Origin of the sequence: Mesorhizobium sp. M1338 (assembly GCF_040318045.1) — a bacterium.
GTDB lineage: Bacteria > Pseudomonadota > Alphaproteobacteria > Rhizobiales > Rhizobiaceae > Mesorhizobium.
Genome location: NZ_JAMYLL010000008.1, coordinates 135,000 through 159,500 on the forward strand (window position 1 = coordinate 135,000; position 24,501 = coordinate 159,500).

Below are 24,501 nucleotides of genomic sequence, written 5' to 3' on the forward strand. Positions count from 1 at the left end.
AGGCGTTTCAATCCCTTAAAAGAGGGGGCGCCCCCGCCGCAGCCCCCGCCGCCCCTCTTTTCGCTGTTGGGGGCAAGGCCCTTGTCGAATTGATCGACAGGCAATGTTGGCGCCGCCCCTCATCTGCCTGCCGGCATCTTCTCCCCGTAAAACAGGGAGAAGGACGCTAGCCGCGGCACTCCGCACTTTTTCGCAGCGTTGGAGATTGGCGAAATCGTTTAGACATCGTCCTTCTCCCCGTCACTATACGGGGAGAAGATGCCGGCAGGCAGATGAGGGGCAGCGCGAACCTCAAGCTACTGCCTCCGACAGCCGGCCTCGCAAAGCGGCCCGCGGCGTCCGGCGTGGTGATCTTGGCGCGTGACTACGTGAAGTTGCCCTTCGTGGTTGTAGAGGCCTCGCTATCATCAGGTCGCCTTCACCCCGCCGATCATCCTTGTCACCTCGGCCGCGGCGTCGCGCACCAGCGGCCCGATCTCGGCCAGCCGCTCCGGCGTCACCCGCACCGTTGGCCCGGAGACCGACACGCCACCGATCGGCTCGCCGAATTCGTTGAAGATAGCCGCCGCCACGCAGCGCATGCCGGGGTGCCGCTCTTCGTCATCGACCGACCAGCCCCGCAGCTTGATTCGTGCCAAATCGTGGGCCAGCGCCGAAATGTCGGACAGCGTCCTATCGGTGAAGCGCTGCAGGCCGGCCTTGCGCAGGATGGTTCCGACGCGCTCCGGCTCGAGATGGGCCAGCACCGCCTTGCCGATGCCGGACGCATGGAACGGGCTGCGCGTGCCCGGCCGGAAGAAGGCGCGGATCGCCTGATGCGTCTCGACCTGGCTGACGAAGACGACGCAATCATCCTCGGCGACGCCGAGATTGGCGGTCTCGCCGGTTCTCTCCATCAACTCCTGCATGACGACGCGGGCGCGGTCGACCAGTTTGCGGCGGCGCAGGAACGCCGCGCCCATGCGGTAGGTCTCGACGCCGATCGACCACAGCTGGTCGCTGGTGTCGAATTCGACCATGCCGTGGTTTTGCAGCGTCGTCAGCATGCGGTAGGCGGTCGAGGCGGCCAAGCCGCTCTGCGCCGATATCTCGCTCAGCGAGAGGCCGCTGCCCTCCGCGACGATGGCCAGGATGCGCAGCGCCCGATCGAGCGACTGCACCGAGTTGGCCTCCGATGGCCCGTTGAAAGCGCGCGGCCGGCCGCGCTGGCGTTTTTCGGTCGTTTCCATGGCGCCATTCTCAGCCGATTTCGCCAAACGGGCAATGAAAAAGTTTTTCATCCGATCGAAGGGGTGAATTCCTGGAAAACAAAAGATCCAATAAAATCAAGGGATAGGAGCCGTTTTCTAGAAATGAAAAAATATTCTGAAAAAATTGAAAAATAGCCTGCTTGCTGACATCCTTGGCCAATCCAACAACGACAAACCCTATGGAGGGCTGGAAATGGCCAGGATGCGCGCTGTCGATGCCGCGGTTCTCGTTCTCGAAAAGGAAGGCATCTCCTGCGCTTTCGGCGTGCCGGGCGCGGCGATCAACCCGTTCTATTCGGCGATGAAGGCGAGGGGCACCATCCGCCACGTTCTTGCCCGTCACGTCGAGGGCGCCTCGCACATGGCGGAAGGCTATACCCGCGCCAAGGCTGGCAATATCGGCCTGTGCATCGGCACCTCCGGTCCGGCCGGCACCGACATGATCACCGGGCTCTATTCGGCGGCCGCGGATTCCATTCCGATCCTGTGCATAACCGGCCAGGCGCCACGTGCGCGGCTGAACAAGGAGGATTTCCAGGCCGTCGACATATCAGCCATTGCCGCGCCGGTCGCCAAATGGGCAGTCACCGTCATGGAGCCCTATCTGGTGCCGATGGCGCTGCAGAAGGCATTTCATCTGATGCGCTCGTCGCGGCCCGGCCCGGTGCTGATCGACCTGCCGGTCGACGTTCAGCTGGCCGAGATTGAATTCGACATCGATGCCTATGAGCCGCTGATGCCGTTCAAGCCGGCCATGACGCGCGTGCAGGCCGAAAAGGCGCTGACTATGCTCAACGCCGCGGAAAAGCCGCTTATCGTCGCCGGCGGCGGCATCATCAACGCCGATGCGTCGGATCTGCTCATCGAATTCGCCGAGATTTCAGGCGTGCCGGTCATCCCGACCTTGATGGGCTGGGGCGCGATACCCGACGACCACCGGCTGATGGCCGGCATGTGCGGGCTGCAGACCTCGCACCGGTATGGCAATGCGACGATGCTGGAGGCCGACTTCGTCTTCGGCATTGGCAACCGCTGGGCCAACCGTCACACCGGCTCGGTCGACGTCTACACCAAGGGCAAAAAATTCGTCCATGTCGACATCGAGCCCACCCAGATCGGCCGCGTCTTCGCGCCGGACCTCGGCGTCGTGTCGGATGCGGGTGCGGCACTGAAGATGCTGCTCGACGTCGCCACCGAATGGAAGACGGCCGGAAAGCTTCGCGATTGGTCCGGCTGGGCGAAGGAGTGCCAGGCTCGCAAGAAGACGATGAAGCGCAAGACACATTTCGACCAGGTGCCGCTGAAGCCGCAGCGCGTCTACGAGGAGATGAACAAGGCGTTCGGCCGCGACGTCACCTATGTCACAACGATCGGCCTGTCGCAGATCGCCGGCGCGCAGTTCCTGCATGTCTACAAGCCGCGCAACTGGATCAATTGCGGCCAGGCCGGCCCGCTCGGCTGGACCTTGCCGGCGGCGCTTGGCGTTCGCGCCGCCGATCCCGACCGCACCATCGTGGCGCTGTCTGGCGACTATGATTTCCAGTTCATGATCGAGGAACTGGCGGTTGGCGCGCAGCACAAGCTGCCTTATCTCCATGTTGTCGTGAACAACGCCTATCTCGGGCTGATCCGCCAGGCGCAGCGCGGGTTTTCGATGGATTTCGAGGTCGATCTCGCCTTCGAGAACATCAACCGATCAGGCGATCCGGAGGCCGGCTATGGCGTCGACCACGTTGCGGTCGCCGAAGCGATGGGCTGCAAGGCGGTCAGAGTGCGCAAGCCCGAGGAATTCGCCGCCGCCTTCAAGGAGGCCCAGCGGCTGATGAAAGAACACCGGGTGCCGGTCGTGCTCGAATTCATCCTCGAACGCGTCACCAACATCTCCATGGGCACCGAGATCGACAAGATCACCGAATTCGAGGACCTTGCCGAGCATCAGGAAGACGCGCCGACCGCGATCGTCATGCTCGACTAAGAGGAGAGAAAGAATGCCGCGTTTTTCAGCCAACCTTTCGATGCTCTTTGGCGAGCATGATTTCCTCGACCGTTTCGATGCCGCCGCCCGCGCCGGTTTCAAGGGCATCGAATATATCGGCCCCTATGACCATGCGCCCGATGTCGTCGCCGCCCGGCTGAAGAAGAACGGCCTGACCCAGGTGCTTTTCAACCTGCCGGCGGGCGACTGGGGCAAGGGCGAGCGCGGCATTGCCGCATTGCCGGACCGCGTGCCGGAATTCCGCCAAGGCATCGCCAAGGCGATCGCCTATGCGCAGGCTCTCGGCTGTCAGCAGGTCAATTGCCTGGCCGGCATCGCGCCCGCGGGCGCCGACCGCAAGGTGCTGGAGGATGTTTTCGCCGAAAACCTCGCCTTCGCGGCGGAGAAGCTGGAGCAGGCCGGCATCAGGCTGTTGATCGAGCCGATCAACACGCGCGACATTCCGGGATTCTTCCTCACACACTCCGACCAGGCGCTTGATCTCATCGACCGTATCGGCTCGAAGAACCTGTTCCTGCAATACGACATTTATCACATGCAGATCATGGAGGGGGATCTCGCCCGTACAATCGAGGCTAACCTCAGCCGCATCGCGCATATCCAGCTTGCGGACAATCCCGGCCGTCACGAGCCGGGGACGGGCGAGATCAACTACCCCTTCCTCTACGAGCATATCGACCGCATCGGCTATTCCGGCTGGATCGGGGCGGAATACAAACCGAGGGCAGGGACCGAGGCCGGGCTGGGGTGGTTCAGGGAACTGAGCGGGAAGGGCAGCGCGGCGGCGTAGCGGCTATCGCAGTAGAAGTCGCGTTCCTTCGCGCCCCCCCTCTGGCCTGCCGGCCATCTCCCCCACGGGTGGGGAGATCGGCAGCTTCGGCGCCGCCCTTTGATTTTCTGACGCTCGAAAATTGGCGAAGGCAGCGGTGACATCCAATCTCCCCCCTCGTGGGGGAGATGTCCGGCAGGACAGAGGGGGGCGTGACAGAGCGCGGCCTAACAAGAGACGGAGAACCACAATGGAAACCATCGGCTTCATCGGCCTCGGCATCATGGGCGCACCGATGGCGGGGCATCTGCTGGAAGCGGGCTATAAGGTCATCGCCAGCGACCATCGCTCCAAGCCGCCTGCCGATCTCGTCGCCAAGGGCCTAAAAACCACCAACGGCCATGCCGCCGTGGCCAAGGCCGCCGACATCGTCATCCTGATGGTGCCGGACACCCCGCAGGTGGCCGACGTGCTGTTCGGCGAGAACGGCGTCGCGGCCGGTCTGTCGAAGGGCAAGCTGGTCATCGACATGAGCTCGATCTCGCCGATCGAGACCAAGGTATTCGCCAGGAAGATCAACGAACTGGGCTGCGACTATCTCGACGCACCGGTCTCGGGCGGTGAAGTCGGCGCCAAGGCGGCGTCGCTGACCATCATGGTCGGTGGCGAGGAAAAGCCATTCGAGCGTGCAAAACCTGTCTTCGAGAAGATGGGCAAGAACATCACGCTGGTCGGCCCGAACGGCGTCGGCCAGACCACCAAGGTGGCCAACCAGATAGTCGTCGCGCTGACCATTGAAGCTGTCGCCGAAGCACTTGTTTTTGCATCGAAAGCCGGCGCCGACCCGGGCAAGGTCAGGCAGGCGCTGATGGGCGGGCTGGCGGCTTCGCGCATTCTGGAAGTGCATGGCGAGCGCATGGTCAAGCGCACCTTCGCGCCGGGCTTCCGCATCGAACTGCACCAGAAGGATTTGAACCTGGCGCTGGAGGGCGCGAAAGCGCTCGGCGTGTCGCTGCCCAACACCTCGACCACGCAGCAACTGTTCAACTCCTGCGCGGCCAATGGCGGCGCAAAGGAAGATCATTCGGCTCTGGTCAGGGCGCTGGAGCGGATGGCCGCGCATGAGGTAGGTTAGAAGCGAATAGCGAGTAGGGAATAGCGAATAGGGATTGCAGCCACGGATAGCCGGGATTCGACTTTCGCTACTCGCTACTCGCTACTCGCTACTCGCTACTCGCTACTCGCTAAGAACTTCCGCGCCACGTAGAGGCTGATCGCCGCGGCGTTCGATACGTTGAGCGAATGGATCGCGCCGGGCATGTCGAGCCGCGCCAGCGTCGTCACCGTCTCGCGCGTCTTCTGGCGCAGGCCCTTGCCTTCGGCGCCCAGCACCAGGGCGATCTTTTCTCCGGCAAAGCTCTTTTCGAGTTCCGCCGGTCCGTCCGAATCAAGCCCGATGGTGCGGAAGCCGGCTTCGTGCAACTGGCCGAGCGCGTCGGCCAAGTTCTTCACCTCGATCTGTTCGATGTGCTCCAGCGCGCCGGAGGCGGATTTCGCCAGCACGCCCGATTCCTGCGGGCTGTGGCGGGCCGTGGTGATGAGCGCGCCGGCGCCGAAGGCGACCGCCGAGCGCAGGATGGCGCCGACATTGTGCGGGTCGGTGACCTGGTCGAGCACTAGCACCAGCTTGGCATCACCAAGTGCGTCAAGCCGCTTCGGTCTCAGCGGCTCGGCCTCGATCAGCACACCCTGATGCACGGCGTCCGAGCCGGTGATCTTGTCGATGTCCCTGGGCTCGACCAGCTCCGCCTTGAAGGGCAGGGCGGCGAGATCGGCGATTTCCAGGCGCTCGGCCGCATTGCGCGTCACCAGCATCTTCCGGATCTTGCGGCGCGGATTGTCGAGTGCCGCCCGCACCGTGTGCAAGCCATAGAGCCGCACCAGGCCGTCCGCGGCATTTTCGCCCGGCGGAACCGGCTGTCGGGGCCTGAACGCCGGCGCGCCGCCGCTTTTCTCGTCGCGATAGGCGCGGCGCAGCTTGGCGTAATGGGTGTCTTTGGGCGTCTTGGAATTGCTGTCGTTGCTCATAACCGGCTTCTATAACCGTGTCGCGCGGCAATGGATACTGCCGCATCGAACGGCTTGCCGGATGGCAGATGAAATTCAGCGCGTTTTGACGGGATCTTGCGGTTGACAGTTTTGGGCGGTGCCGCCATAAGGCGCTTCGCGGAAGGCTGCTGAGGCGGTCACGACGCGTTGATGCCTCGTTGCATGGCTCCGGCGGCAGACTGGAGAGGTGCCCGAGTGGTTAAAGGGGACGGACTGTAAATCCGTTGGCTATGCCTACGTTGGTTCAAATCCAACCCTCTCCACCACTGCCGGCCCGGAAGCCCTGAAACGCGAAGCATCGAACCGAAAAGTGCGTGGCGCTTTTGGCCCGCACTTCCTGAAACCCGATACTTCACTGAAAGCCGCGGATCGCCAGCTTCAATCCGACTGGGCTCAGTTCGCTGCGTTGATCGACTTCGCCAGCTCTTCGAGCTTCCTGGGATCGTTGCCGTGACGGCGCACCAGTTCGCGGGCCTGGTTTGACGGCAAATCGGCCGTGACGGCCAGCTGTCGCACCTGGTCGTCGATGGCAACCTGCGGCAAGGTGTTGTCGGAATCTGCTGCCTTGTCCTTCATGGCGGTTCTCCTCGATCGCTGTCCAAGACAACGGCTTGAAAATCGGACCGGTTCCGAAAGATCTGCAAAACACGAGCGCCGATGCCTCGTCGCGACCACCAGCCATGCGATCCCGACTGAGTAATGAATCAGAGCAGTGAGGGTTTTGCCAGGAACCATGGCCAGGCGGACGGGTTGTCCCGGCTGAACGGAGATAATCTCGATGCCTCAGCCAAAGGAACCCGACCCAAATCGCGATGTGCCCATGCCGGCTCCTACGTGGAAGCCTGAACCGATTGACGAGCCCGAACCGGAAGGCCCGCCGGACGAAACTCCGCTGCCCGATCCCGACGAGAATGAAGAGCCTCCGGTCCACGTCACAGGATCGACATGAAGGCCTTATGTGCAGGAGGAATCCAATGCCTGAGATCCGTTCTCCTCGTCTCGCTGTTCTCATTGACGCCGACAACGCGTCGTCCAAGATCGCGGATGGCCTGTTCGAAGAGATCGCCAAGCTCGGCGAGGCAAGCGTCCGCCGCATATACGGCGACTTCTCCGGCGTCCGTTCCAAAGGCTGGGCCGACATCCTCTCGAAGCACGCCATCATCCCACAACAGCAGTTTGCCTACACAACGGGAAAGAATGCGTCGGACATTACCCTGGTGATCGATGCAATGGACCTGCTTCACAGCGGCCGCTTCGACGGTTTCTGCCTTGTTTCCTCCGATAGCGATTTCACTCGTCTCGCGGCACGTATCCGCGAGCAGGGGATCGATGTGTTTGGCTTTGGCGAGCAGAAGACCCCGGAGAGTTTTCGCCAGGCCTGCCGCAAATTCGTCTACACGGAGAACCTGCTTGCAACGACGCATGCCAATAGCGGGGACACAAGCCGGGCCACGAACCCGCTTCAGTCTCCCAGCGCCGCCACGCCTGTCATTTCGAAAGTCATCGCGCAGATGGAGAGCGAGGACGGTTGGGTCCCACTCGGTGCTGTCGGCACGCAACTCGCTAACCTGGCCTCGGACTTTGATCCGCGGACCTTCGGGTTTCGGAAACTAAGTGATCTCGTGCGGAAAACGAATTCTTTCGAGATTGACCATCCCGAGGGTGGATCGTTGCGAATTCGTATTAAGCCGGCGGCAGCCAGGCAGGCGAGGTCGAAAGCTCGCCGATAAGCGGGTGTTGTGGTCGATCGTTCGTTCGCAACGAAGCGCCGCCGCCCGTGCCAACGGCGCTTTCGCCTTCAATCCCTGTCGGACAGCACCGCGACGCCGAAGAGCGCCGCCTTCTTGGTGATCAGTCCTTCCAGATCCGCGTCCGAGCGCTCCGTCCCCGTACGTTCCCGCAGCGCGGCGATTGCTGCCTTCATCGACAGCAACGCGTTGCATCGCTCGTTCAGGAGTTGGTCGACAGCCGCGGCCACGTCGCACGTCTCAACATGCGGCAACATTGAACTGGCTCCTTTCCTATCGGGCGGTACGCCTGCTGTCTCGAGGAACGGCGGGCTTGCCGTCAGTCAATAACCTTCACAATCTTGCGTGTGCCCGGGTCGACCAGCACTGTGTGATCGCCGACGACGACATATTTGTATTTGACATCGGGAACATCGATCGACCGAAGTTCGACCGTGTCGGGCAAAGCGGAACCGACACTGAGTTCCAACCCGAGAAGATTGATCGATGCCAGCGGATGCTTGTGCACATATTCGCGGATGACCGTCTGCTGTTCGGGCGTGATAATCACCTCGTCCGCGATGGCCACGCCGATGCCGGCGAGCAGAATAAGCCCGGCGGCGGCAGGAATCAGATGACTTCTCATCGTCTTCTCCTATTCCTGGAAGGGAAGATCCGCCGTTCACTGCTTGGCAAACGGCGAACCCGTCTTTTCAACGTTCACCCGAGCCCTCTTGTTCCATGAGCGACGACTAATTGACCGGGCTGTTGAGGCACCGTAGCGGCCGCGCGAAGCAGCCGACATGAATCGGGTTGTGACGCGTGAAGTCGCGTGACCAAGCCGGCGCGGCGGCGTCGGATTCGTATGATGGGATTTCTGGGGCAGTATTCAGCCTAGCCCTCGGCAAGCCAATCATGGAGGCTGCGGGCGAAGCTTCGCGGCGCGACGAGATCGCACGAAGTCTCGCCGGTGCGAAGCAAGAGTACCGGCACATGGTGGAAGGATGTCTGCACGGCCCGGCCCGGAGCGCTGGTCGGCGCATGCCAGTCGACGGCGATGCAGGTGGAGAGAACGCTTGCGATGTCGGCCCCGGCCAGGCTGAACCGTACGCTACCTTCGCCAAGGCAAACCGAACAGCCGAGATCCGGATCGATGGCAAGGGACGGAGCTTGCGTCCCGTCGTCGAGCGCCAGCCAGAGACGGCGCGGTGCAACGCGGATGATGAGAAGGTTCTTGTGACGAACCGTCTCTCCGACCGAGGCGGGAAGTCCGGTGCCGAGCGCCGCCGAGAGGCTCGATTCGAATTGGCCCAGCGTTCCGTCCCATGCCTCGACCTGGATGAGCGGGCAATCGGCCACGGACAGGCTGAAATCCGGGCTAACCATGCAGCCGTTCTCCTTGCGGATCGAGGAATACCGGCGAGACGATGCGGGCACGCACCGTTTCGGCCTTCATGGGATAGACGGCCACGACCTCGCTTCCCTCTGTCGCGACATCGCCGGCAACCAGCGCCAGCCCAACATAGCGGCCGCGTTCGGGGCTGAAGGTGACGGAGGTGATGCGCCCGCTTCCGTGGCCGTGAGCTTTCTCGCCTGGCAGGAACAGTATGGCGCCACCGCGCAGGCGCTTTCCGTCCTCGATGCATTCCAGCCCGACCAGGCGTTGCCGGTCAGGCGCCAGCAGAGCAGGGCGCCGCCGCAGCACATCGCCAACGAAGCCGCTGCGCTTGCCGACCATGCGGCCAAGGCCGAGATCGTCGAGCGTCGTGCGCCCATCGATTTCGGGCCCCGCGACGTGGCCCTTCTCGACACGCAGCGCACCAAGTGCCTCGACGCCGTAGGGCTTCAGGTCGAACGGCCTGCCGGCTTCGAGCAAGTGGCTCCAGAGCCGTTCACCGGCAGTTGCGCCGACATAGATTTCATAAGCCCGCTCGCCTGAATAGCTGAGGCGCAGGATGCGCAGCGCTCGACCTTTCCATTCCCTCTCTTGCGCGCCCATATGCGGCAGCGCTTCGTTGGAAACGTCGAGCGACGGAAACGCCGCCGCCAGGATCGCGCGGCTCTTCGGTCCGGCGACGGACATCGCCGCCCATTCATCGCTCACCGAGGTGACGGCGACGCGCAGTTCCGGCCATGCGGCGTCGAGCAGGAACTCCAGCCGCGACAGCACGTCGGCGGCCTTGGCGGTCGACGTGGTCATGAAGAACCGGTTTTCCGCCAGCCGCGTCGTGGTGCCGTCGTCGAAGACAATGCCGTCGTCGCGCAGCATGACGCCGTAGCGGGCACGGCCGACTTGCAGCTTGGCGAAGCCATTGGCGTAGACACGGTCGAGGAACGTGGCGGCGTCCGGACCCTGGACGTCGATCTTGCCGAGGGTGGAGATGTCCATCAGGCCAGCGGCCTGGCGCACATTGCGCATGTCGGCGACGTAGGCCTCGTTCACATCGGCTCCGGACTGCTTGTAAAACCATGGCCGCATCCACAGGCCGACTTCCAGCATGTCGGCGCCGTTCGCCAGATGCCAGTCGTGCATCGGCGTGCGGCGGAATGGCTTGAAATGATGGCCGGTGGCGCGGCCGGCAAGCGCGCCGATGGCGACCGGCGTGAAGGGCGGGCGGAAGGTCGTGGTGCCGGTCTCGGGAACCGTTGAGCCACGCAGGGCGGCCATCGCCGAAAGCGCTGGGAAATTGCTGGTCTTGCCCTGGTCGGTACCCATGCCGAGCGTTGTGTAGCGTTTCAGGTGCTCAACCGATTCATAGCCTTCGCGATGGGCGAGTTCGATGTCCTTTGTCGTCACGTCCATCTGGAAATCGACAAAGGCTTTTCCGCGTTGGGCGGACGGGACGTCGCGAAGCATGGTCCTGACGGTTTCGCCCAGATCGAGCTTTGAAGGCGCTGGTGCCGGCGCCGATTTGCCACAGAAGGATGCCGCTTCGATGCCGGCGCGATGACCATCCTGGATGGCGTCGACGGTCGAATAGTTTCCCATCACTGCGCCGGCTCCGAACCGGTTGGCTGGAAAGGCGCCTGGCACGAAGCCGTCGATGTCTTCGCGATATCGAGGCTTCATGCCCAGATGCGAAGTCAGGTGCACGGTCGGCGACCATCCGCCGGACATGCAGACCAGATCGCAGGCGGCCTCGGATTGGCCGTCCGGTCCGGCGAGTGTCGCGCCCCTGACGGCACGGCCGCCATGCAGGTCGACAATGCGTGTCGCGACCCGCACCGTGACGCCGAGCCGTGCGGCTTCCACGACAAGTGCTGTGGGCGGTGCGGCGCGCGGATCGGCTACTGTCACCTCAGCGCCGGCTGCGGCGTAGTCGAAGGCGGTGCGCCAGGCGCTGTCATTGGCAGCAGTGACGATGACTTTCCTGCCCGGCAGAACGGCGAAGCGGTTGAGGTAGGTCCGGGCGGCCGAGGCGAGCATGACGCCGGGCCGGTCGTTATTCGAGAACACCATCGGACGCTCGATGGCGCCGGTGGCGAAAACGATCGAGCGCGCGCGAAGCATGGTGACTGTTTGCCGAGCTTCGCCGGTTCGCGGCGGGCCGACCTGGTCGCGTTGTTCGACCAGGCCTATGACATTGCCGTCATAGACGCCGAAAGCGCTGGTCCGCTTCATCAACGTGACGGTCTCGAAGCTTTTCAGTTCGGCTTCGACCTGGCTCAACCATGAGGCCGCCGTGCCGTCGGACCGTTCAGCCAGAAGCTGACCACCGAGAAGGAAATCCTGCTCGATCAGCGTGACCCGCGCGCCGGCCGCGGCGGCTGCCCGTGCCGCCGACAATCCGGCCGGACCACCACCGACAATTGCGATATCGGCAAAGGCATGACGGACGACGTAGCGATCGGGATCCGGCTCGGTGCCGGCTCTGCCGAGGCCAGCCGCCTTGCGAATGAAGTGCTCGTAGACCTTCCAGGCGCGCCGCGTCGGGCCCATGAAGGTCTTGTAGTAGAAGCCGGCCGAAAGAAACGGCGCGAACAGGCCATTGACGCTTTGCACGTCGAAGGCGAGCGACGGCCAGCGGTTCTGGCTTTCCGCGACCATGCCGTCGTCAAGCTCCAGCGTCGTCGCCGGCAAGTTCGGCTCGCGCCTGCCCGCTGTCCCCAGCGTGACCAGGGCGTTCGGCTCCTCCGGCCCGGCGGAAAGAATGCCACGCGGACGATGATATTTGAAGCTGCGCCCGACCAGGGTGACGCCGTTGGCGAGCAGCGCGGATGCGAGCGTGTCACCACGATATCCGGCCATCTTTTGGCCGTCGAAGCTGAATTCGACGGGATAAGAGCGGTCGATGCGACCGCCGCCTTGTAGCCGCTTGTTCCGGGCGTTCATGCTTGCGATGTCCTGGCGAAGGTGACCGAAGAAACGACGTGGTTGCGTGTGTCGCGCTCGACCACCAACCACTGGCGGCAGCCGACCACGTGCTGCCAGAACTCGCGGTGGAGGCCTGCGGGGTTTTTCCGGACATAGACATAGGCGTACCAGGCCTCCGGATCGGGATCGTCATGGGCCGGACGCCGGACGGAAGCATCGCCGCCATAGCGGAACTCGTCATGGTCGCGCGGACCGCAGCAGGGGCATTCGATGCGCAGCATCTTCTTCCCGCCTCCTATTGCAGCCAGGCGGAGGGGCCGGCGCCGGCTTCGTCCAGCGTATGGCCGGTCCGGAAACGGTCGAGCCCGTAGCCCGCGATCAACGGATGCGGCTTGCCGGTGGCGATCGTGTGGGCGAAGCACCAGCCGGAAGCCGGCGTCGCCTTGAAGCCGCCATAGCACCAGCCACCGTTGAGATAGAGGCCGTCGATCGGCGTCCGGCAGATGATCGGGCTGGCATCCGGGGTCATGTCCATCACGCCGCCCCAATGACGCAGCAGACGGATGCGCGAAATGCACGGCATCAAGGCGATCGCCGCCTCGGCCACCTCGCGCACGACGCCGAGATTGCCGCGCTGGGCGTAGGAATTGTAGCCGTCGAGATTGCCGCCGAAGACCAGTCCGCCCTTGTCCGACTGGCTGACATAGAAATGATCGGCGCCGTAGGCGACGACATGGTCGACCAGCGGCTTCAACGGTTCGGTGACGAAGGCCTGCAGGACATGGCTTTCGATCGGCAGATCAAGGCCGGCCTTGGCACCGAGCACGGATGTATGGCCGGCAACGGCGAGGCCGACCTTGCCGGCGCTGATCCGGCCTTTCGTCGTCTCGACGCCGACGATCCGTTCGCCATCGCGAATGAAGTCCGTCACCTCGCAGTTCTGGATGATGTCGATGCCATGGCCATCGGCGGCGCGCGCATAGCCCCAGGCGACGGCGTCGTGCCGCGCCGTGCCCGCGCGGCCCTGGAAGATCGCGCCATGGATCGGAAAGCGGGCCGTGTCGGAAAAATCGAGATAAGGCACCAGCCGGCGCACGTCGTCACGATCGAGGATGTCGGCGTCGATACCGTTCAGCCGCATGATGTTGGCGCGGTGGCCGAAGCCGTCGAGCTGATCGGCCGAATGCGCGGTGACGAGCTGGCCGCGCTGCGAAAACATGACGTTGAAGTTCAGCGCGCGCGACATGCCCTCCCAGAGCTTCATTGAGAATTCGTAGAACTGGGTGTTGCCGTCGAGCAGGTAGTTGGAGCGGATGACGGTGGTGTTGCGGCCGACATTGCCGCCACCGATGTAGCCTTTTTCGAGCACGGCGACATTGCGGATGCCATGGTTTTCGGCGAGGTAGAAAGCGGTGGCGAGGCCGTGGCCGCCGCCGCCGATGACGATCACATCGTAGGACGGTTTGGGCTCCGCCGCCCGCCAGGCGCGCTGCCAGTTCTTCTGGCCGGACAGCGCATTGCGGAAAATCGAGAATGCCGAGTAGCGTGCCATGCGTAGGGAGGCCTATCGAACGATCGGGCCGGTCGGCGTGCGGGTCAGCACTTCGGCGCCCGCATCGGTCAACAGCACGGTGTTGGAGATGAAGTCATCGCCACGGCCGGTGCCCATCAGCCAGGACAGGATGTGGAAGCTCATCCCGGTCTCGATCTCGAGATCGGAATCGTGCCGCAGCCCGGTCACCGAATTGCCGCCGGTCCATGATGGCGGCTGGCCGGCGCCGACAAGATAGCCGCAGTGATGGCGGCGATAGTGGGCAAGGCCGGCCTCGTCGGCGACGGCCTGCCAGGCGGCGTAGACATCGCGCGCCTTGGCCCCGGGCCGCAGCGCCTTGACGACCGCGTCGAACGCCTTGGCGGTCACTTCAGCCATTGCGGCGTCTTCGTCGCTGATGTGGCCGATGCGAACGAGCCGGCCGAGCGGCGCGTGGTAGCGCGAGATGCAGCCGGACAGTTCGACGAAGACCGGCTCGCCCGTGCGATAGATTCCGTCGCCCCAGGTCGTATGCTCCTCGCCAAGCCGCGCGGCCGGGCGGATAAACGGGCCGAAGCCCGGCGCATGGCCACCGGCGCGGATCATCGCCGAAACACATTGGGCGGCGACCTCCTGCTCGGTGGCACCGTCCGAGATCGCCGCGATCGCGGCCCCGGCGGCGGCGTCGGTTACCTTTGCGGCTTGCCGCATCAGGGCCTGTTCCTCGGCGCTCTTCACCCGCCGCATCCTGTCGACCAGACCGGAGACGTCGCTCCATCTGGCATCCACCTGCGTCTGCAGCGCCACGGCAAGCCCGTGGCTGAGCCCCGCCGTCCAATATTCGAGACCGATCCGCCTACCGGACAAGCCGAGTTCCGCGAGGACCCGCGCGGCAAGATCCGCCGCCGTTTCACTGTCGGAATGGCCACGGAACTCCGCTGCCGTCACCTGCTTCTCGATCGTCACCCTTTCCATCGAACGGGTAACCAGAACGGGCTTGCCTTCGAGCGGGACGATCAGCAGGTGAGGGGCAAAATATCCCCAGTGATCGAGCCCGGTGAGGTAGAAGACGTTCTCCGGCGAAGCGAAGACCGCCGCGTCGAGTTCGCGCTCGGCCAGTGCCGCACGGATCCTTGCAAGACGGCCGGCGATTTCGGCTTCGGAAAAGGGATTGCGGTCCATCAGGCGTCCTCGTGCTTGCTGCTGCCGGCTTCGTTGCGGGCGGGGTCTCTCAACAGGTCCGGCTTCCCGCGCGCCATGGTCAGTCGATGACGATGAGTTCGCGCGCCACGTCGCAGAGGCGTTCCCCGCCGCGATCCGTGACGACGAAGGATTCCGAGATGGCGATGCCGAAATCGTCGAGCCAAACGCCGGCCATGAAGTGGAAGCACATGCCGGATTGCATTTCGGTGGTGTCGCCAGGACGAAGGCTTGCGGTGCGTTCGCCCCAATCGGGCGGGTATGCCAGCCCGACCGGATAGCCGACGCGGCTTTCTTTCTTCAGCCCGTTCTTGCGCAAGACAGCCTGCCACGCCGCTTCCACTTCTTCGGCGGTGTTGCCGGGCCGGGCCTTTTCGAGACCGGCATCGACGCCCTCGACGATTGCCCTGGCCATATCGAGGATGGCCGCTGGCGGCTTGCCGAAATGCACGGTGCGCGTCAGCGCCGCGTGATAGCGGCGGCGCACGCCGGCAATCTCCAGGATCGCAAGCCCACTGTCCGGCAGCGGCGCGTCGGACCAGGTCAGATGCGGCGTGCTGGTGCCCTCGCCAACGGGCATCAGCGGACAGATCGCGGCATAGTCGCCGCCGGCTCCGGGCACGCCCATGATCTGCGCGTGATAGATCTCGGCGATGACGTGGTTCTGGGGGACGCCGGGCCGCATCTTGTCGATGGCGCGGTTCATGGCATGGGTGCAGATCGCACCGGCCTCGCGGATCAGCGCCAGTTCGGCTTCGGATTTGACCAGCCGCGCCCAATTGACGAGATCGTGGTTGTTGGCGAAGTGCGCGTCGGGCAATCCTTGGGTGAGATGGGCGTGGCAGCGCGCGGTGTAGTAATGCGCGTCCATCTCGACACCGATGCGAGCGGTTCCCCAGCCGCGCGAGCGGATCAGCTGGGCGAGCTCGTCATAGGGATGTTCGACGGGCTGCTGCACCAGCCGTTCCGAGAACGGCACGATATTTTTCTGCGGTAGGCCAGTGGTGAGGCGTGCGCTGCGGGCATCTTGAGCCCTGCCGAACCAGATCGGCCGGTCCTCCTCCAGATGGACGAGCACGCACTGCGGAACATAAAACGACCATCCGTCATAGCCGGTCAGCCAGCACATGTTGGCGGGATCCTGACAGACGATGAGGTCGAAGCCGGCCTGTTCCATGCGTGCCTTCACGCCGGTCAAGCGCTGCGCATATTCCGCTTGCGTGAATGTTCCGAAATGGTTCGCGCTCGCCACCTGAATGCCTGCCTCCTGGATATGCCTTGCGATGGGCAAAATTGCCTAAATTGTGCACAACGTGATAGGAGCTTGTTGTATGAATGTCGAATTTTCAAAGGTGTCAGTGTCTTGGCTTGCACAATGTCTAGGCCAGTTGTATACGTCTGGTCAAGCGCGTTTCAACCTCGAAGAAGGCCGCGACGCTGGGAACCATCATCAGTTGTTCAATGGGAGAAAAGCATGTTCAATTCATCGATCTCGCGCCGTATCGTCGTGAAGGCGGCGGCCTGTCTTGCTCTCGCCGCCACGTCACTGACGTCGCTGCCCGCTCATGCGGAAACCACCCTGGAGCGGGCCAAGAAGGACGGCTATATCCGCGTCGGCTTCGCCAATGAGGCGCCGTTCGGCTATGCCACGCCAGATGGCAAGCTGACTGGCGAGGCGCCCGAAGTCGCCAAGGCGGTGCTCGCCAAGATGGGCATCAAGCAGGTCGACGGCGTGCTGACCGAGTTCGGCTCGCTCATTCCTGGTCTCAAGGCCGGGCGCTTCGACATCATCGCCGCCGGCATGTTCATCACTCCCAAGCGCTGCGCCGAGATCAACTACTCCGAGCCTTCTTACGGCATCGGCGAGGCCTTGCTGGTGGCAAAGGGCAATCCGAAGGCCGTGAAGGACTTTTCGAGCTTCAAGGACAATCCCGATCTCAAGCTCGCCGTGATGGCCGGAGCGGTCGAGGGCGGCTTTGCCAAGGATGCCGGTGTCGCGGCAGGGCAGATTGTTTCCCTGCCTGACCAGTCCAGCCTCGTCGCCGCCGTCCAGTCGGGCCGTGCCGACGCCGCTGCGCTAACCGCCCTGTCTATCGCCGACATGGCCAAGAAGGCCGACGGCGTGGAATCGACGAAACCATTCGGCGAAGTTGCCGGCAAGTCGGTGAAGGGCCACGGTGGCTTCGGCTTCCGCAAGGAAGACACCGATCTGCAAGAGGCATTTAACGCCGAGCTGAAGAAATTCCTTGGCTCGCCGGAGCATATCGCACTCGTCGAGCCGCTCGGCTTCGGCAAGGACTACCTGCCGAACAAGACCACCGCCGAGCTCTGCGCCGGGAAATAGGGTCCCAACTGCTGGGCGGCGCGAAGGCGCCGCCTCTTTTTCGGAGAGGCAGATGGGAATTGGCACGCTTGTAGCGATGCTGGCGATTGCACTCGCGGTCATCGGCGTCCTGGCGACACAGCAGGCCTACAGCCTGTTTCTACCCGGCTTGCTGCAGGGCGCGGTCTTGACGATCGAGATCGCCATCCTCGGCAGCCTGCTCGCGATTATCATGGGTGTGCTTGCCGCGCTCGCCCGGCTCTACGGTCCGGCACCACTCCGATGGCTGGCAACGGTCTATGTCGAGATCTTCCGCGGCACCTCGGCGTTGGTGCAACTGTTCTGGCTGTTTTTCGTGCTGCCGCAATTCGGCGTCACGCTCGCCCCATTCCCGGTCGCCGTGCTGGCGCTTGGGCTGAACGTCGGCGCTTATGGATCGGAGGTCGTACGCGGCGCGATCCTGTCTGTCGCTCGCGGCCAGTGGGAGGGATGCACGGCGCTGAATATGAGCCGAGCCCAGATGCTGCGGCGAGTGATCCTGCCGCAAGCTTTTGTCGCCATGATCCCGCCCTGGGGCAATCTGTTCATCGAGCTTCTCAAATCGACGTCGCTGGTCTCTCTGATCACGCTCTCGGATCTCGCCTTCAAGGCGCAGCAGATGAACCAGAATACGTTCAAGACCATTCCGATCTTCACCCTCGTCCTGCTGATGTATCTCGTCATGTCGCTGGTCCTCACCATCGGCATGCGGCTGCTCGAAAGGCGGGCGTCGGCTGGTCTGGCGCGGGGGAAGGCAGCATGATCTGGGACTGGAATTTCACCCTCGAAATCCTGCCGGTGCTGGCTCACGCGGCAATCGTCTCGATCGAGGCGACGCTGATCGGCTTCGTGCTTGCCGCCACCCTTGGCCTGGTGCTGGCGGTCGTGCGCATCGCCGTACCGCGGACCGGCTGGACGATCTCGGTTCTGGTTGAGCTGATCCGCTCGACTCCACTGCTCATCCAGATATTTTTTATCTACTTCGTCTTCCCGAAATTCGGCCTCGTGCTCGACGCCTTCACCGCCGGCGTGCTTGCCATCGGCATCCACTACGCCGCCTATTGTTCCGAGGTCTATCGCGCCGGTTTCGACAACATCCATCGCGGCCAGTGGGAAGCCTCGATCGCGCTCAATCTGTCGGCCTGGACGACGTTTCGCGACATCATCATCCCGCAGGCGGTTCCACCGATCGTTCCGGCACTCGGCAACTATCTCGTCGCCTTGTTCAAGGAGACGCCCTTGCTTTCCGCGATCGCCGTGATGGAGCTGATGCAGACGGCCAAGATCATCGGCTCGGAAACATTTCGCTACACCGAGCCGATCACGTTGGTCGGCCTGTTCTTCCTTGCCATGAGCCTGGTTTCAGCCGCGCTGATCCGGACTCTCGAACGCTTGCTCAACCAGAGGGCCACGCGATGACGGAACAACCGATGGTCCGTTTTGACAATGTGTCGAAACGCTATGGCACACTGACCGTCCTCGACGGGCTCAATCTTGAAATCGCGCGCGGTGAAAAGGTCTCCATCATTGGCCCTTCCGGCTCCGGCAAGACGACGGTGCTGCGCATGCTGATGACGCTGGAAACAATCAACGACGGCGTCATCTGGGTCGAAGGCGAGCCGCTGACCCATATGAAGAAGAACGGCATGCTCGTTCCCGCCGACCTTGCCCATATTCGCCGCATCAGGGCGAAGATCGGCATGGTGTTCCAATCCTTCAACCTATTCCCGCACATGACGGCGATGGCCAATTGCATCGAGGCGCCGATGACGGTGCTTGGCATGAAACGCGCGGATGCGGAGGCGCGGGCGGCCGAATTGCTGGAACTGGTGGGACTGGCTCAGAAGAAGGACCATTACCCGTCACAGCTGTCCGGTGGCCAGCAGCAACGCGTTGCCATCGCCAGGGCGCTGGCCATGCGGCCCAAGATCATGCTGTTCGACGAGGTGACGTCGGCGCTCGACCCGGAGCTTGTCGGCGAAGTGCTGCAGGTGATAAGGCAGATCGGGCGCGAGCACGATCTGACCATGCTGATGGTTACCCATCAGATGGGCTTCGCCAAGGAGTTTTCCGATCGCGTTTGCTTCTTCTACCAAGGCAAGATTTGTGAACAGGGGCCGCCAAACGAGCTATTCGGGGCGCCCAAGAACGAGCGGACACGGCAGTTTCTGCACGCTGTCCTGGAGGCTGGATGACGCTTGAAACGGATGCCGCGCCCACAGCCGTGACCCCGCGCCCGCTCTCGGCCCGGGAGCGGTTCGAGCGTATCTACCGGATCTTGCGCGACCGCATCTGCCTGCTGGACTATGCTCCGGGAAGCCGTCTCTCCGAGGAAGAACTCGCCCAGGAATTCGAGATCAGCCGGACGCCGGTTCGGCGCGTGCTGGCGCGGCTCGAATCCGAAGGTCTTGTTCAATCCGTCCATGGCGTCGGCACGATCGTCACGGACGTCGATATCGAGGAACTCCAGCAGGTTTATCATCTGAGGCTCGAGTTGGCGCTTCTGGTCGGCAAGCTGTCGCCGATCCCGCGCAAGCCGGAAGACCTCGATCGGATAAGAGCGCTTATCGCACGCTGTGACTCCGATATCCTCAACCCCGACCAGCGCGCTTTCTTGCGCCTTAACATGGATTTTTTCTACGAACTCACCGCGATGACCGGCAACCAGCCGCTGCGCGAGATCAGCGAGCGCCTGTATTTTCAGGTCGCGCGGGTCGTCCTGAAGATGATGCCGCAATTGGGCCTTGTCGAAGAATTCACTGCCTTCCGCCGGGAGATGGAGGAAGTCCTTGCCGCCGCGGAGATCGGAGACTGGGAATCGATCGGCCACATAAGGCGCGCCCATATCTCGATGAGCTTTCGCCGCATGATGCGTCACGCCGATGAGGCCACCGATTTCGACAATGGCATGTGATCTGCGGCATGTGATCCGCGCACTGGTCAGCGGTCGATCTCGCCGAACACGATATCAAGGGATCCGATGATTGCGGCGACATCGGCGATCATGTGCCCTCGGGACAGGAAATCCATCGCCTGCAGATGGGCGAAGGAAGGCGCGCGTATCTTGCATCGATAGGGAACGTTGCTTCCGTTCGAAACCAGATAGACGCCGAACTCGCCCTTCGGAGCCTCGACTGCCGCATAAACCTCGCCGGCGGGCACACGATGCCCTTCCGTGTAGAGTTTGAAATGCTGGATTGTCGCTTCCATCGAACGTTTCATCTTGGCACGTGGCGGCGGCGTGATCTTGTGGTTGGGGATCGCTACCGGCCCCTGGCCTTCCGGCGAGCGCAACTTTTCCAGGCATTGCTTCATGATCCGGACTGACTGGCGCATCTCCTCCATGCGAACCAGGTACCGATCGTAACAGTCTCCATTCTTCCCGACCGGTATGTCGAAATCCATCTCGGGATAGCATTCGTATGGCTGTGCCTTGCGCAGGTCCCACGGCGCTCCCGATCCGCGCACCATCACGCCGGAGAAGCCCCATGCCCAGGCGTCATCAAGCCCAATCGCGCCGACATCGACGTTGCGTTGCTTGAAAATGCGGCTGTTGGTGAGCAGGTCGTCGAGATTGTCGCAGACCTTCAGGAACGGGTCGCAGAAATTCCAGATATCATCGAGAAGCTCGGAAGGCAGGTCCTGGTGCACGCCGCCGATCCTGAAATAATTCGCATGCATGCGGGCGCCCGAGGCGCGCTCGTAGAAGACCATCAACTTCTCACGCTCCGCGAAACCCCAAAGCGGCGGGGTCAGTGCGCCGATGTCCATGGCCTGGGTCGTGACGTTGAGGAGATGCGACAAAAGCCGGCCGATTTCGCAAAAGAGGACACGGATAAGTTGCCCACGCCTTGGCACCGATATTTCGAGCAATTTCTCGGCGGCGAGGCAGAAGGCATGCTCCTGATTCATCGGTGCGACGTAGTCTAGCCGGTCGAAATAGGGCAGGGCCTGCAGATAGTTCTTGTACTCTATGAGCTTTTCCGTGCCGCGATGGAGCAGGCCGATGTGCGGATCGGCTCGGTCGACGATCTCACCATCCAGCTCCAGCACCAAACGCAGGACCCCGTGGGCCGACGGATGCTGCGGTCCGAAATTGATGGTGAAGTTGCGAACAGCGGCTTCGGCCATGGGCTCTCCGCGACATCTGCGTTTCGTTGCTTCACGGCCGTATGTTCGGATGGCCGATCAAGTCGTCGTCTGGATGATCAGCGTCAACGTGCCATCACCATCGATGTTGGCGGCCACGACCTGTGAAGAGTTGAGCCCGTTCGCCCTCAGCGCCAATGTTGCCTGAGGCGATGCATCGATGGAGTTCTGCAGACGCAGCAGATCTTCCGCACTGGTCTGGGTGATCACGGCTTCCGCCTGTGCCTTGATTTCCGCGGGTAGATCCTCGACGGCGACGATGGCAACATCGGTGAAATTCTCGTTAGGCGCCCCTTGCTCGGGCGGTATCTGGTCCGGCAGGGGTGTCAGCTGTGGACCCTGCGGGTCGATGGTTTGCCCGTAGAGAGGCTGTGTGATGACCGCACCGGCAAGCGCGGCGACTATCGTCAACATTCGCATGGTCGTTCCTTGCATTTCTTTCGAAACGTCGAAGACAACCCTTGTGCCGAGCGATGGTTCCGTAAGCACGATGACCGCCGGGCAATTTCAATCGTTTCCCTTTGCCGCCGTAGCCGCTCTTACCATCGATAACTACGAAGCTATCGAGGTCCAGGAGATGCTGAAGGCAGGCCCGATGCTCTCAAGCAGGTTTCCGCGACCGGAGGGACAGCGCCCCATGCCTTTTTGCGAGATACGGATCCGGAAATTGACGATCTCCAGCCGATCGACAATGGATTTCACTATCGCCCGGCACCACTCCGTACGAAATCGACAATTGGCTACGGTGTGAAAATGCGCAATCATCGCAAGATGGGACGCCGGTTGGACGACAAACTCGATTGCAAGGCTTGCGGAACGGTCCAGATGGACATTCCCGACGACGCCAAGGAGTCGACGCCAATCCATTGCAGCAATTGCGGTGCCTTCCTCGGCGAATGGGGCGAATTGCAGGACGATTTCTACCGCCAGGCTCGCGGCACCGAAGCATTCGACCTGCGCGACGGGAACATTATCAAGAAGTAGAACACGATATCTCCGAACAGCTGCGGGGTTGCTGCGTCGGTGTCGGCCGAGCGCACCTGTTCGGCCATGGCCTCGGTGTCGGTTAGCTGACATCGATGATGACCATCAGCCCGCCGCCGCCCTTTTCCTCGACGTTATTGTTCGTCGTGTGATGCGGAATGTGGCAGTGAATCAGCCACTTGCCGGGCCGCTGTGCCTTCCAGACGACGTCATAACGCTGCCCCGGCCCAACATTGATCGTATCGGCCAGGAAGCGCGCCGGCGGGGCAAGGGTCTCGCCGTCGCGGGCGACGACCTCGAAGGGTCCGCCATGGATATGCATCGGGTGGATAAAGCCATTGTTGGTGCCGATGAAACGCACTTTCAGCGTCTCGCCGAGCTTCATATGAATCGTATCGGTTGAAGGATACGCTTTGCCGTTGATGGTGAAGAAGTTCGGCATGCCGCCGTCCATCGGCATCGCGGGATAGGTCAGGCCCTCGCGCACCAGCCATTCCTGGAGCTCGATCACATAGTCGTGGTCGGCCTGGACCTCGTCGGCGGGATTGGCGGGGTCGATGATCAGCGCGCCGTAGAGGCCGAGCGCCTGGGTGCGGTCGGGCTTGGCGTGCGGATGATAGAAATAGGTCCCGTGCTGGGTGGCGGTGAACTCATAGGAGTAAGATTGTCCGGGCTCGATCGGCGCTTGGGTAATGTCGGCGGGTCCGTCCATCTGGTTCGGCAGGATCATGCCGTGCCAATGCACCGTCGTTTCCTCCGGCAGGTCGTTGGTGACATTGATGCGTACCCTGTCGCCTTGGCGGATGTGGATGCGAGGCCCGGGAATCTGTCCGTTGTAGGCATAGGCATCGACCGCGACGTTGGGCAGTATCCGCCAACGGATCACCGATGGCCTGAGTTCGAACACCTTGATGCCGTTCTCCAGGCGAAACGGCAATTCCCGGTCGCCTCTGGCGGCGAGATCGTAGGACGCCGTCACCCGACGCGGATCGGCTGCCGCCATGTCACGCATTGCCTCGGCCGGGGTATCACGGTCCATGATCATGCCTTGCGGCATGATTACCCCGCCGACGTCACGGGCCGACAGCGTCAGGTTCAGCCAGTTCGCCGGTGCGGCCACGCCGATCGCCAGCGCAATCACGGATACGATGCCGAGTGCCGAGACCTGCGGCGTCGTGGCGTCCGTCTTCATCTGGTGGCCACTGCTTTTGCCCCTGTGGGAGGTGTCGTTGTGGCTTGTTCCGTGCCGTTGGTGCGCGGATTGCTCTCGACTGCTCGTTCCGGTGGTCCGCGGGCGCTGCGTCATCAATCCATGCTTCAGTCCGCGTGCCACCAGCCAGACATTGGCGGGGTAGGCGAGTGTGAAGCCGGCAATGACGCCGATCGACATCACGCCCCAGAATAGAAGTTCCGTTGGCTCCATCGCCCGCATGTCGCGCCCCATCATCAGGAAGCTCATCACAGGCGCCATACCCGCCATCATGAAGTTCATCGAGATGAACTCCGGCAGGAAGCTTTTGCGCACGTTCTCCCAATAGGTGCCGCCCATCATCGACTTCATGAACAGCGACTGAAAGATGAACAGACCGAAGGCGAAGCCGGAAACATATTCGACAATGAGGTCGAGCCACATAGGAAGACCGAGCGTCGCAGTGACGACGGCGGCGAGGATGATGCCTGTAGCATCTCCGGCAACGCAGTGAATGGTCGAGCCGACGCCTTGCTTCCACAGTGGTCTGGTGAAGTCCTCGTGCTCGCCCTGTCGCGGCTCCTTGTCGGCCAGCACATACAGCAGCAGGCCGATTGGACCCATGTAGAGGGTCACCAGGATGAATCCCCATTTCATCACCACCGGTTCGGGATTGTTGCGGTACTGATCAATGCCGACATAGAGCGTCGAGGCAGCGGCAAGAGTGAACCAGGCAACAAGAAAATAGTCGATCGGCTGGACGAACATGGGCAGAACCTGATTCTGGATCCGTGGCTGGTAATAACCCCTGTTTTCCATGAACGCGGCCGGCGGGTTTACGATCCAGCCAGTGAATTTGGCAATGACGAATTCTGTCAGGCTTCCGCTCTTGTCGGAGCATCGCCGCGCGATAATTCCCC

Annotated in this window: 24 protein-coding genes and 1 tRNA gene; 11 read left to right on the forward strand and 14 right to left on the reverse strand. The window is 62.6% G+C overall.

Annotated elements, in window-relative coordinates:
- Positions 1 to 407: 407 nt before the first annotated feature.
- Positions 408 to 1,229 (reverse strand): HTH-type transcriptional regulator BhcR, encoded by an 822-nt coding sequence (bhcR, locus tag NKH19_RS10990; RefSeq protein ID WP_352864513.1) that lies wholly within the window; start codon positions 1,227 to 1,229, stop codon positions 408 to 410.
- Positions 1,230 to 1,443: 214 nt separating this feature from the next.
- Here bhcR and gcl point away from each other — a divergent pair, with 214 nt between their 5' ends.
- The 3 genes from gcl to NKH19_RS11005 all read left to right on the forward strand — a co-directional run bounded on the left by gcl (position 1,444) and on the right by NKH19_RS11005 (position 5,150).
- Positions 1,444 to 3,225, forward strand: a complete 1,782-nt coding sequence (gene gcl / locus NKH19_RS10995) for a glyoxylate carboligase (protein WP_352864515.1) — start codon at positions 1,444 to 1,446, stop codon at positions 3,223 to 3,225.
- A gap of 13 nt (positions 3,226 to 3,238) precedes the next feature.
- Positions 3,239 to 4,036, forward strand: a complete 798-nt coding sequence (otnI, locus tag NKH19_RS11000) for a 2-oxo-tetronate isomerase (RefSeq protein ID WP_352864517.1) — start codon at positions 3,239 to 3,241, stop codon at positions 4,034 to 4,036.
- Between the two features lie 229 nt (positions 4,037 to 4,265).
- Entirely contained in the window at positions 4,266 to 5,150 is an 885-nt protein-coding gene (locus tag NKH19_RS11005; RefSeq protein ID WP_352864519.1) for a 2-hydroxy-3-oxopropionate reductase, read from the forward strand.
- Between the two features lie 95 nt (positions 5,151 to 5,245).
- On the opposite strand, the gene NKH19_RS11010 is transcribed toward NKH19_RS11005, so the two are convergent.
- Positions 5,246 to 6,103, reverse strand: a complete 858-nt coding sequence (locus tag NKH19_RS11010; RefSeq protein WP_352982112.1) for a TrmH family RNA methyltransferase — start codon at positions 6,101 to 6,103, stop codon at positions 5,246 to 5,248.
- A 202-nt stretch (positions 6,104 to 6,305) separates the two neighbouring features.
- Between NKH19_RS11010 and NKH19_RS11015 the strand changes: the two genes are divergently transcribed.
- Positions 6,306 to 6,390, forward strand: a tRNA-Tyr gene (locus NKH19_RS11015).
- Between the two features lie 127 nt (positions 6,391 to 6,517).
- Here the strand turns inward: NKH19_RS11015 and NKH19_RS11020 are convergent.
- On the reverse strand, positions 6,518 to 6,700 hold the full coding sequence (locus NKH19_RS11020) for a hypothetical protein (RefSeq protein ID WP_352864522.1): 183 nt from the start codon (positions 6,698 to 6,700) through the stop codon (positions 6,518 to 6,520).
- Positions 6,701 to 7,098: 398 nt separating this feature from the next.
- On the opposite strand from NKH19_RS11020, the gene NKH19_RS11025 reads away from it, so the two are divergent.
- On the forward strand, positions 7,099 to 7,854 hold the full coding sequence (locus NKH19_RS11025; protein ID WP_352864524.1) for an NYN domain-containing protein: 756 nt from the start codon (positions 7,099 to 7,101) through the stop codon (positions 7,852 to 7,854).
- 68 nt (positions 7,855 to 7,922) lie between these two features.
- On the opposite strand, the gene NKH19_RS11030 is transcribed toward NKH19_RS11025, so the two are convergent.
- From NKH19_RS11030 to NKH19_RS11065, 8 genes are all read right to left on the reverse strand, one after another.
- The gene (locus NKH19_RS11030; RefSeq protein ID WP_352627145.1) at positions 7,923 to 8,129 is read right to left on the reverse strand and encodes a hypothetical protein; all 207 of its coding nucleotides are present in this window, start codon (positions 8,127 to 8,129) and stop codon (positions 7,923 to 7,925) included.
- Positions 8,130 to 8,191: 62 nt separating this feature from the next.
- On the reverse strand, positions 8,192 to 8,497 hold the full coding sequence (locus NKH19_RS11035) for a DUF1236 domain-containing protein (protein WP_352864527.1): 306 nt from the start codon (positions 8,495 to 8,497) through the stop codon (positions 8,192 to 8,194).
- A 248-nt stretch (positions 8,498 to 8,745) separates the two neighbouring features.
- Positions 8,746 to 9,237 carry a sarcosine oxidase subunit gamma family protein gene (locus NKH19_RS11040; RefSeq protein ID WP_352864529.1) on the reverse strand — a complete coding sequence of 164 codons (492 nt, stop codon included), beginning with the start codon at positions 9,235 to 9,237 and terminating at the stop codon, positions 8,746 to 8,748.
- A complete protein-coding gene (locus NKH19_RS11045) occupies positions 9,230 to 12,184 on the reverse strand; it encodes a sarcosine oxidase subunit alpha family protein (protein WP_352864532.1) in 2,955 nt (984 codons plus the stop codon). The genes NKH19_RS11040 and NKH19_RS11045 overlap by 8 nt, the downstream gene beginning before the upstream one ends.
- Positions 12,181 to 12,447, reverse strand: coding sequence for a sarcosine oxidase subunit delta (locus NKH19_RS11050; protein ID WP_352864534.1), 267 nt, complete (start codon positions 12,445 to 12,447; stop codon positions 12,181 to 12,183). Before NKH19_RS11050 ends, NKH19_RS11045 begins: the two co-directional genes overlap by 4 nt.
- Positions 12,448 to 12,461: 14 nt before the next feature.
- Positions 12,462 to 13,718 carry a sarcosine oxidase subunit beta family protein gene (locus NKH19_RS11055; protein ID WP_352864537.1) on the reverse strand — a complete coding sequence of 419 codons (1,257 nt, stop codon included), beginning with the start codon at positions 13,716 to 13,718 and terminating at the stop codon, positions 12,462 to 12,464.
- A 12-nt stretch (positions 13,719 to 13,730) separates the two neighbouring features.
- Positions 13,731 to 14,879, reverse strand: a complete 1,149-nt coding sequence (locus tag NKH19_RS11060; protein WP_352864539.1) for a M24 family metallopeptidase — start codon at positions 14,877 to 14,879, stop codon at positions 13,731 to 13,733.
- Between the two features lie 79 nt (positions 14,880 to 14,958).
- Positions 14,959 to 16,149, reverse strand: a complete 1,191-nt coding sequence (locus NKH19_RS11065) for a M24 family metallopeptidase (protein ID WP_352864541.1) — start codon at positions 16,147 to 16,149, stop codon at positions 14,959 to 14,961.
- A 222-nt stretch (positions 16,150 to 16,371) separates the two neighbouring features.
- Between NKH19_RS11065 and ehuB the strand changes: the two genes are divergently transcribed.
- Genes ehuB through NKH19_RS11090 form a run of 5 tightly spaced genes read left to right on the forward strand, consistent with a single transcriptional unit; the run spans position 16,372 to position 20,173 of the window.
- On the forward strand, positions 16,372 to 17,241 hold the full coding sequence (ehuB, locus tag NKH19_RS11070) for an ectoine/hydroxyectoine ABC transporter substrate-binding protein EhuB (RefSeq protein WP_352656277.1): 870 nt from the start codon (positions 16,372 to 16,374) through the stop codon (positions 17,239 to 17,241).
- A gap of 52 nt (positions 17,242 to 17,293) precedes the next feature.
- Positions 17,294 to 18,022 carry an ectoine/hydroxyectoine ABC transporter permease subunit EhuC gene (ehuC, locus tag NKH19_RS11075; RefSeq protein WP_352864544.1) on the forward strand — a complete coding sequence of 243 codons (729 nt, stop codon included), beginning with the start codon at positions 17,294 to 17,296 and terminating at the stop codon, positions 18,020 to 18,022.
- Positions 18,019 to 18,678: an ectoine/hydroxyectoine ABC transporter permease subunit EhuD gene (gene ehuD, locus NKH19_RS11080; RefSeq protein ID WP_352864546.1), complete on the forward strand. Its 660-nt coding sequence runs from the start codon at positions 18,019 to 18,021 to the stop codon at positions 18,676 to 18,678. Before ehuC ends, ehuD begins: the two co-directional genes overlap by 4 nt.
- Positions 18,675 to 19,454, forward strand: coding sequence for an ectoine/hydroxyectoine ABC transporter ATP-binding protein EhuA (gene ehuA / locus NKH19_RS11085; RefSeq protein ID WP_352864547.1), 780 nt, complete (start codon positions 18,675 to 18,677; stop codon positions 19,452 to 19,454). The genes ehuD and ehuA overlap by 4 nt, the downstream gene beginning before the upstream one ends.
- Positions 19,451 to 20,173 (forward strand): GntR family transcriptional regulator, encoded by a 723-nt coding sequence (locus tag NKH19_RS11090; protein ID WP_352864548.1) that lies wholly within the window; start codon positions 19,451 to 19,453, stop codon positions 20,171 to 20,173. The genes ehuA and NKH19_RS11090 overlap by 4 nt, the downstream gene beginning before the upstream one ends.
- 26 nt (positions 20,174 to 20,199) lie before the next feature.
- Here NKH19_RS11090 and NKH19_RS11095 read toward each other — a convergent pair whose 3' ends face one another.
- Together NKH19_RS11095 and NKH19_RS11100 are read right to left on the reverse strand one after the other, a co-directional pair.
- Entirely contained in the window at positions 20,200 to 21,390 is a 1,191-nt protein-coding gene (locus NKH19_RS11095) for an NADH-quinone oxidoreductase subunit D (protein WP_352864549.1), read from the reverse strand.
- A 57-nt stretch (positions 21,391 to 21,447) separates the two neighbouring features.
- Positions 21,448 to 21,822: a hypothetical protein gene (locus NKH19_RS11100; protein ID WP_352864551.1), complete on the reverse strand. Its 375-nt coding sequence runs from the start codon at positions 21,820 to 21,822 to the stop codon at positions 21,448 to 21,450.
- A 339-nt stretch (positions 21,823 to 22,161) separates the two neighbouring features.
- Between NKH19_RS11100 and NKH19_RS11105 the strand changes: the two genes are divergently transcribed.
- Entirely contained in the window at positions 22,162 to 22,392 is a 231-nt protein-coding gene (locus NKH19_RS11105) for a hypothetical protein (protein WP_352982113.1), read from the forward strand.
- 82 nt (positions 22,393 to 22,474) lie between these two features.
- On the opposite strand, the gene NKH19_RS11110 is transcribed toward NKH19_RS11105, so the two are convergent.
- Positions 22,475 to 24,349 carry a multicopper oxidase domain-containing protein gene (locus tag NKH19_RS11110; protein WP_352982114.1) on the reverse strand — a complete coding sequence of 625 codons (1,875 nt, stop codon included), beginning with the start codon at positions 24,347 to 24,349 and terminating at the stop codon, positions 22,475 to 22,477.
- Positions 24,350 to 24,501 lie beyond the last annotated feature (152 nt).